Here is a 7561-nt window from a genome sequence, read left to right as displayed (position 1 = left end):
TCGACGCCTTGCACCAGCGGCTGCACCGGGTTGCGTACCGAAATCGTCACCCGCTGCCCGACCGTGTAGGCCGCGCCGTCGAGGCTGTTCGCGGGGCTGTCCTGCGACGCGCCGTCGACCACCACCCGCAGACCCGCCGTCGAAGCCTGCGTGACCGTCCCAGTCGCCGAGGCCGACAGCGGCGCAGGCGGCTCCGGACGGGTGCCACCGGCGACCCACTGGCCCGGCATGCCGTCGAGGTTCGTCACCCACGACGCCACCGGCAGCTTGTCCGACCGGCCGCCGCCGTCGAAGACGACCACGTCGCCGTGCGAGGCGGTCGGCGTGAACGTCGAGAACGTCACCGTCTGCCCGGCCGCCATGTCCTCAGCCACGACCTGGTCACCCTGGGCGACCAGCGACGCCTGGTCGGCAGCATCGAGGTAGACCACCTTCCACCGCACCCGGCCCACCGAGTCCACCGACGACAGCCCCGTCGACTGGTTGACCGGCGGCTCATAGATCCCATCCCCGTCGACCGGCGTCGTCGCCATGTTCGTGCGGATGAACCGCCACGCGTTCGGCGCCGCCCACAAGTCCTCATCCCGCGTCCACGCCGGAGACTTCGCCACGTTCGAGCCCGGCGCCGTCGTGGTGAACCGGCGACCCACCGGAGCCTGAGCCACGCCCACCTCCGGGCCCGACCGCAACGCCCCGTTCTCATCGGCCCACAACGGCACGTAGGCGATCGCGCGGAGCAGGTCGTTGCAGATCGCCCGCCACGACGGCCCGCCGTCGTAGAGGCACCACACCATCGTGTAAGGCAGCGGCGTGGCCTGCGCGGTCCCGTCGACCAGCAGTTGCGCGCCGACCCCCGAGTCCGTCAGCACCTGCCGCAACGCGTCGAGGTACGTCGTCCCGGCGACCACCACGCGGGTGTCGCCGACCAGGTCGTTCAGCAGGCTGGTCAGGTCGTAGCCCAGCACGTCGTAGGTCGCCGGGTCCTCCCCGCCGGCGTCCTGCGGCGTGTTGAGCACGTAGACGCCCTGGTTGATCCGCACCGACGCGGCGTCGTCGGACAGCGACACCCACGGACGGATCCGGTCCCGCCCCCACGCCAGCGCCCGCATCAACTGCACCTGACACTTCCCGGCCGTCTGCCCGGCGTCGGCGAAGTTGTCGTGGGTGACCTCCCCGCCCGCGCGCATGTCCGCCGTCAGGTCGCCCACGACCCGGTTGGAGGTGTCCAGGAGGTCACAGCCCTGCCCGACCTGCCCGGACGCGATCAGCCTGTCCAGCGTGGCCTGGTCGACGCCGAGCGAGGCGGCCGTGATCACACGACCTCGCTCGCCGTGACCGAGGACAGCGCCAGCTCCACGTCACCCTTGTCCCGCCAGATCGTCGACTCCGCGACCGGCACCTGGGCGTACACCGCCGCGAACTTCGTGCCCTGGTGATCGCGGAACCACACCGTCCGGCCCTCGTGGTCACGCAGCCAGCGGACCTGCTCCGGGGTGCACTGCGGCAACGCCACATTCGGCGCCGACCACGTCCGCCCCGGCCGGGTGACCAGCCGCGTCCCCCCGCCCGCCATCGCCACGACCTCGACGTCGGCCGCCGAGTTCACCTGCAGGGATTCCCCGACGAGGCGGAACGACGCCGCGTCGAGCGGGTCGGCGACGTCGTTGAGGAACAGCGCCGATAGCAGCAACCCGTCAGCCATGCCGCCCCCTCACCGCTTGTGGTGCTTCTGGTTCCGGGGCAGGTTGTGGATCGCGGCCTTGATGTCCCCGATGTCCTTGCGCAGACCCGCCACGCCCCGCTCGGCGCCGTTCTCCACCCGCTGCCCCAGCGTGGTCACCTTCGCGTCCAGCCGGTCCAACGACGCCGCCGTGCGGTCGATCAGCTTGTTCTGGTGCCGGATCTGCGCCTGCAGCGCCGCCTGCTGGGCGCCGTAGACCTGCTGGGTCGCCAGCGCCGCCACCTGCGCGGCGGCCTGGTTGCGCTGGTCGAACAGCTTGGAGAACTCACTCGCCGTCGCCTGCCCGGCGCCGGCCAGCGCGGTCGCCATGATCACGTCACCCGAGGCGGCCAGCCCGCCCAGGAAGTCCTTGGACAGGTGCTCCGAGCCCAGCGTCCGCAACGCGGCAGCGAAGTCCTGGGCGCGCTTGGTGTCGGCCTCCACCTGACGCCGAAACTCGTCCAGCGCGTTCGTGGTCGTCGTCACCGGCGCCGAGAGCTGGTCGACCCGGGCCTGCAGCCCGACCATCGACCGCTCCACCCGCGACGCCTCGGCCGCGTTCGCCAGCCGCTCGGTCAGCGTGCCCCCGCCCTGCAGCGAGGCCAGGTGCGCCTTCGCGGCATCCAGCTGGTCGGTCGCTGCCCGCAGCGCCGGGCTGTTCTCCACCGTCGGGGTGAACGTCGAGGTCTGCCCACCCAGCCCGAACGGTGAGGTCATAAAGTTCCCGGCGACCGAGTCGGAGAACCCCGACATCGTCGACTTCAGCGAGTCCATCTTCGACTTCAGGTCATCGAGACCCTTGCCGAGGTGGTCGCGGCGACGGGTCAGTTTGTCCATGCTGAGCGCCGCGCGCTCGGCCCGGTTCGCCTGGTGATCCATCGCCTTGGTCCAGTGCCCGCCGGCCTTCTTCACCGCCCGCTCGAAATCGCTCAGCTCGGCGACCACGCCGTGCCGGATCGGGTTCTTCGGCTCCGCGTCGTGACCGGGCAGCACCGAGCCGAGGTCGAAGCCCTTGACCGCCGAGCGGACCCCGGTCAGCCGGTCGAGCCGGTGGTTGAGCCGCTTGCGCTCGCCCTTGTCCATGTCGTGCTGGCGCTTCAGCTCGCGCCGCAGGTCACGGATCGCCGCGGCGAGGTCGTTCCCGTGGTGGCGGCCCAGACCGAAGTCGTCGGCCCACGACACGTTGCGCTCACGGACATGACCACCGCCGGCGTACCCCGGCAGGTCGACGTACCCGCCGGACTCGTAGCCCCGGAGGCGGCGACGCATCTCGTACATCGCCGCCGGACCGCCCGCAGCATCGACCGTGGCGGCGTCCATGACGAACTCGCCAGCGTGGACGACACCCGCCGGCTGCAGGCGAGGCCCCGGGCCGGTGTAGCCGCCCTCGGAGAACACGCTGCCGATGCCGCGATGCACCGTCGTCACCGTCGTCGTGATCGACCGGTCAATAGAGGCCAACTCCGCACGAATCCGCGCGATCGGGCCCGACGCGTGATCGACCACCCCGACCGTCGCCGACGCGTGACGGCCGCCGAAACGGGTCACGCCCGCGTTCGCCCCCGCCAGGGCGGCGTCGGCCGGGTGGCGATTCACGTCCGCGGTGGCGCGGCCTACCCGATGCGCGAAGCTCGTCAGGTCGCTGGCCGCCCCCTTGATGGCCGAGAAGGCGGGATGGTTGTTCACGTCGGCGGTCGCGGTGGACTTGTGGTGATCGAAGGTGTCGAGAGCGCGGTTCACCGCGGCCAGCTTGGCGTTGGCCGCCTGGTCGCGCACGTCGAGCTTGGTCGTCTTTCCCGGCGGCACACCGGCGACCTTGTCGACGTACTTCTCCACCGCATTCCGGCCGCGCGCCCACGCCCGGTTTGCGCGGCCGATCTCCTTCTCGGTGGCGTTCGCGAGCTTCGCCATCATCGCTGCACCCGCAGGCCCGGCGGCCTGCAGTTCCTTGATGAGCCCGGACCGGAGTCCCCTATTCGCGGCCTTCGCGGCGTTCCGGCCGAAGTTCACCAACGCGTCGGCCTGCTGCTCGAGCGTGTGGATGAAGTTGCGCAGGGACTGGTCACTACCGTCCAGAGCATCGGCGACCGAGACGAACTGGTGCGCGGTCTGACGGGCCGCCGAGCGTGAGGCGGCTACCTTGGCCGCCAGCTTCTCCTGAGCGTTCGCCGCGCGATTGCTCGCCCCGGCATAGGAGTCTGTCGATCGAGCAGCGTTGTCGACCGCGACCCCGTACTGCTTGAACAGCCCCTTGAGCCTGCTCGTGCTGATCCCGCTGTCCTTCGCGGATGCCGCGAGACGTGCAAAGATCCGCGCGGCGGCGGCCTTCTGGCCCGACTCCACCATCTGAGCCAGCGCCACATCGAGCTGCTGAATGTTCCCAGCCGCATCCTGTGCGCTCTCCTGCCACGGCGGGGCGGCGAGGAAGTCCCCGATGAGGGGGATCTTTGCCGCCTGCTGGCTCAGGAATCCCATCTGGTCCGAGACCAGGTGCACGTCGGTGGCGAACCCCTTTAGGTCGGCGCCGTACTTCTCGAACAACGCCCCCTGTACAACGCCCTGCGAGAGTGCGGTCAGACTGCGCTGAAGGTTCGACCCGTCGAGGGTCTGGTTGAACAGCCTGTCAAAGGCGTCACTGAGCAGGTCCACGCCGACCACGACGGCCGTTACCCCGAGGCCGGCCCGCAGCACCTTGTCCGTCCTACTGAGAGCGGCGGTGGCTTCATCTGCACTGCCTGCAAGCCGCTGGAATGCGGGCATCGCACGCACGGCATCGGCGGTGCGCAGCACTCGGTTGAGCGCCGCGAACGCCGCGACCGCGCCGAAGATCGCCGGACCGGCCGGAGAGTTGGCGATGGCAGCTAGCACATCAGCCAGCCGGGCGATGATCGGCAGCACCGCCTCACCCACCGGAGCAGCGGCCTGCACGATGGCCGCGAACGCATTCGCGATCGAGGAGAACGCATCCCACACCTTCGGGCCGACCCGCTCGACGTAGGCCACGAACTGGTGGAAGCCGTCGGAGGCGCCGAGCTGCTGGCCCCACTCGGAGAAGTCGCGGGCCATCTGAGCCAGCTTGCGCCCCAGGTCGTCGGCCATTGGGTCGAACGCCCGGACCACGCCAGCGAATCCGGTCGCCAGGTTGCCTAACGCGCGACCCATCCCCAGCAGTGCGCCCTGCGCGTCGGTGGCAAGCCAGTTGAAGAAGTCGGTCCAGAACGGGTCTGTGAGCGCCGCACCGGCCTCCGAGGCCAGCATCCCCATCGCCCGCGATGCCCCGCCGACGAGGCGTTCGAAGATCGGCAGCAGGCCCATCACCTGCTGCAGCCCCTCCTGCATGCCGGGGAACAGGCCACGCTGGGCCGCGTCCTGTAGCTGCTGCAGCTCCGGGCGAAGCGACTGCAGGAACCGGACGAACCTCTGCCCCTCACCAGACAGCGCGCCCATCGTCTGCTGAAGCTTCTGCAGGTGCGCGTCGGTCGGGTCGAGCTGGTAGTCGTTCAGCGCCTTGAGCGCATCCCCGACGCCGTTGAACGCCAGCGCCAGAGACCCGACACCGACCACGGCAGCGCTCGCCCCGGACGCGATGCCCGCGAACACCGGGGCCGTGGCCGCCGCGATCGGGCCTGCGGTCGGGCCGATGATCGCCAGCGTGTCCACCAGCAGCGACGCCTGCCGGGTCGCGCCGACCGCGCCGTCGATCTTCACGTGTGCGGTCGCCCGCTCGTGGTCGAGGTCGCGGAGCTGCTGCTTGAGGCCGGCCAGCTCGGCCGCCGCCTTCTTCGCGTTCGCGACGTCGACCTCGGCGGTCGACTTGGACCGGGCGAAGTCGTCGAGCTGCTTGCGCAACTCCACGATCCGCGCCTTGGCCTTCGCGGTCTCCAGCTCGGCCTCGGCGGTGTAGGTCTTGCCGTCGAACTGCTCGGCCTTGCGGCGAAGGTCGTCGGTGGCCTTCCCGGCCTTCTTGGTCGAGCCGACATAGCCCGCGATGCGCGCCTCGAGGTCGACGTGAGTGATGCGCCTAGACATCGTCACCACTCCCCTCGAACAGCGGCCCCTGCGGGCCGCGAGTCAGTCGGACGAACAGGCCGGCGGGGTCGCCGCCGGCGTTGGTGAACTCCTCGACGGCGCGGTCCCGCGTCGCGCAGGCGTGGCAGCGGACCACCTCGGCGCGATAGGCGAACTGGTGGCCGCGCTTCGTGGTCTCCGCGAGCGGCTGCCCGCACGAGTGGGTCAGGTCGACCTCGAGCTGCCACGCCAGCGCGTAACCACGGTCAAGCTCGGTCCACTGCGGGTCACTGTCCGCGACCACCCGGCCGCGGAAGACGCTCAGTGGGATGCCGCGAGGCCCACAGAAGTCGAGCTCTGCCTTGAGCTCGACAGAACGGCGGATGCGGTCACGGAGAAAGGGACGCTCGCGCCATCCTCGTTGGCCCGGTAGGCACCATCGAACAGCCGAGCACGCTGGCCCCGGTTCAGCTTGTCCCAGAACGCAGCGAAGGTCTCCGCGTCGCCCATGCCCTCGGGGGACACGCACGACGCGGAGACCGCTGCAGCCGGGAACGTCTCGGGGTTGAACCGCTCGATCCGCTCCTTGCCCTCCCGTGGGCCGTGCTCGTCCAGGAGCGCCTGCCACGTCGGGACATGCCGAAACGCGAAGTCGTAGGTGCGGCCGCGCATCTTCTTCTCGACCGCCTGCACCTTCTTCGCAGCCTCGGACACCGGATCGCCACCGCCGAGCGTGGCCGAGTTCGGCCCACTCATCAGCGCGTCGAGCTCGGCCTCCAGTCGCTCGTGCTCGGCGAAAAGCGCGCCGTCCACGCACAGCGACACGGTCGTCTCGACCGGGGTGACCTTCTCAGAGATCGTTGCCAGATTCGGGGTGTTGCCCATTGGTCCTACTCCTCGCCTTGAGGTTGGAAGACCCGGCGACCTGCCGGGCCGATGATGGGGCCGCGGGTCACGACGACCCAGTCGCGGCCCCCGATGTGGGACACGTTCAGCACAGCCACCCCGGAGTCCTCCGCGGCGTCGAGGACGCCGCAGAGCTTCTCCGTGGTCGTGCGAGTCAGGAAGTGGCGACGCGGCGCCATGCCGGAAGCCATGTCGGGGATCAGGCGCCCGCAGCGACCGCGGCGTCGAGCACCGGCGCGTCGGTGTTCGCGAACGTGTAGGTGATGGTCTGCAGCTCGTTCGCGGCCGGGGTCGACTTTGCGACGTTGGCGACCTGGGCCGGGTAGACCTCGACATTGTCGGCGGCGGCGTATGCCTGGGTTGCCGGCTTGTCGTCGCGGACCACGAAGTACCCCTCGGCGTACTGCGTCAGAGCCGCCTCGACGCCGGACGTGTCGCCCTCCTCGCGGACCGCGACGATCTGCAGGTTGTACGACGTGCGACCCGCGATCTGTGACCCGAAGGTGGAGCACAGCTTGGAGTTGTCGATCATCTCCGTGGACGGCTCACGGGTGAGGCCGGTCGGGGTGAGTCGGCACTCCAGCTGGATACCGGCGGCCAGCTCCGTCGTGGTCGGCGCGGACAGGTCGGCGATACCACCGCCTGCGCCACCGCCGGGGACCCAGGTGACGAGGTAGTTGCCATCGTGGCGAAGATCAGTCATAGCGGGTGCCTCCTCAGGCGTTGTCGCCGTACTGCTCGCGCAGCTCGGCCTTGGTCATCGCCGCAATGGCGTCGGTGTTCTCCGGGTCCAGTCCGCTCGCCCACTCGACAAGGTCGTCGCGGGTGGCCTTGGCGCCGGGCTCGGCCGTCGGGTCAGGCCCGTCGATCGGAGACCAGCCGCGCCTGCTGTAGGCGGCCACGGAAGCGCTAGGGACGCGGGCGACG

General features: G+C 70.2%; 8 protein-coding genes. All 8 read right to left on the bottom strand.

What is annotated here, in order from left to right; genetic code table 11:
- A partial coding sequence (locus VFJ21_12655) for a hypothetical protein (GenBank protein HET7407969.1) occupies positions 1–1316 on the bottom strand: 1316 nt, incomplete at its 3' end.
- Positions 1313–1702, bottom strand: coding sequence for a hypothetical protein (locus tag VFJ21_12650; GenBank protein HET7407968.1), 390 nt, complete (start codon positions 1700–1702; stop codon positions 1313–1315). The genes VFJ21_12650 and VFJ21_12655, both read right to left, overlap by 4 nt.
- Positions 1703–1711: 9 nt before the next feature.
- A complete protein-coding gene (locus VFJ21_12645) occupies positions 1712–5749 on the bottom strand; it encodes a hypothetical protein (GenBank protein HET7407967.1) in 4038 nt (1345 codons plus the stop codon).
- Complete coding sequence (locus VFJ21_12640; protein HET7407966.1) at positions 5742–6032, bottom strand: hypothetical protein; 291 nt, start codon at positions 6030–6032, stop codon at positions 5742–5744. Before VFJ21_12640 ends, VFJ21_12645 begins: the two co-directional genes overlap by 8 nt.
- Positions 6033–6049: 17 nt before the next feature.
- On the bottom strand, positions 6050–6613 hold the full coding sequence (locus VFJ21_12635; protein ID HET7407965.1) for a hypothetical protein: 564 nt from the start codon (positions 6611–6613) through the stop codon (positions 6050–6052).
- 5 nt (positions 6614–6618) lie between these two features.
- Positions 6619–6825 (bottom strand): hypothetical protein, encoded by a 207-nt coding sequence (locus tag VFJ21_12630; GenBank protein HET7407964.1) that lies wholly within the window; start codon positions 6823–6825, stop codon positions 6619–6621.
- Between the two features lie 8 nt (positions 6826–6833).
- A complete protein-coding gene (locus VFJ21_12625) occupies positions 6834–7337 on the bottom strand; it encodes a hypothetical protein (protein HET7407963.1) in 504 nt (167 codons plus the stop codon).
- A gap of 13 nt (positions 7338–7350) precedes the next feature.
- A partial coding sequence (locus VFJ21_12620; GenBank protein ID HET7407962.1) for a hypothetical protein occupies positions 7351–7561 on the bottom strand: 211 nt, incomplete at its 5' end.

This window comes from Mycobacteriales bacterium (assembly GCA_035690485.1).
Lineage (GTDB): Bacteria > Actinomycetota > Actinomycetes > JAFAQI01 > DASSKL01 > DASSKL01.
The sequence above is the reverse complement of the archived record's forward strand: the minus strand, read 5'-3'. Positions and strand labels throughout refer to the sequence as shown.

What these genes read in the sequence shown, in the direction of transcription:
- VFJ21_12625 (HET7407963.1), bottom strand. Translation starts at nt 7,337, where the DNA reads ATGACTGATCTTCGCCACGATGGCAACTACCTCGTCACCTGGGTCCCC.
- VFJ21_12650 (HET7407968.1), bottom strand. Translation starts at nt 1,702, where the DNA reads ATGGCTGACGGGTTGCTGCTATCGGCGCTGTTCCTCAACGACGTCGCC.
- VFJ21_12645 (HET7407967.1), bottom strand. Translation starts at nt 5,749, where the DNA reads ATGTCTAGGCGCATCACTCACGTCGACCTCGAGGCGCGCATCGCGGGC.
- VFJ21_12630 (HET7407964.1), bottom strand. Translation starts at nt 6,825, where the DNA reads ATGGCTTCCGGCATGGCGCCGCGTCGCCACTTCCTGACTCGCACGACC.
- VFJ21_12635 (HET7407965.1), bottom strand. Translation starts at nt 6,613, where the DNA reads ATGGGCAACACCCCGAATCTGGCAACGATCTCTGAGAAGGTCACCCCG.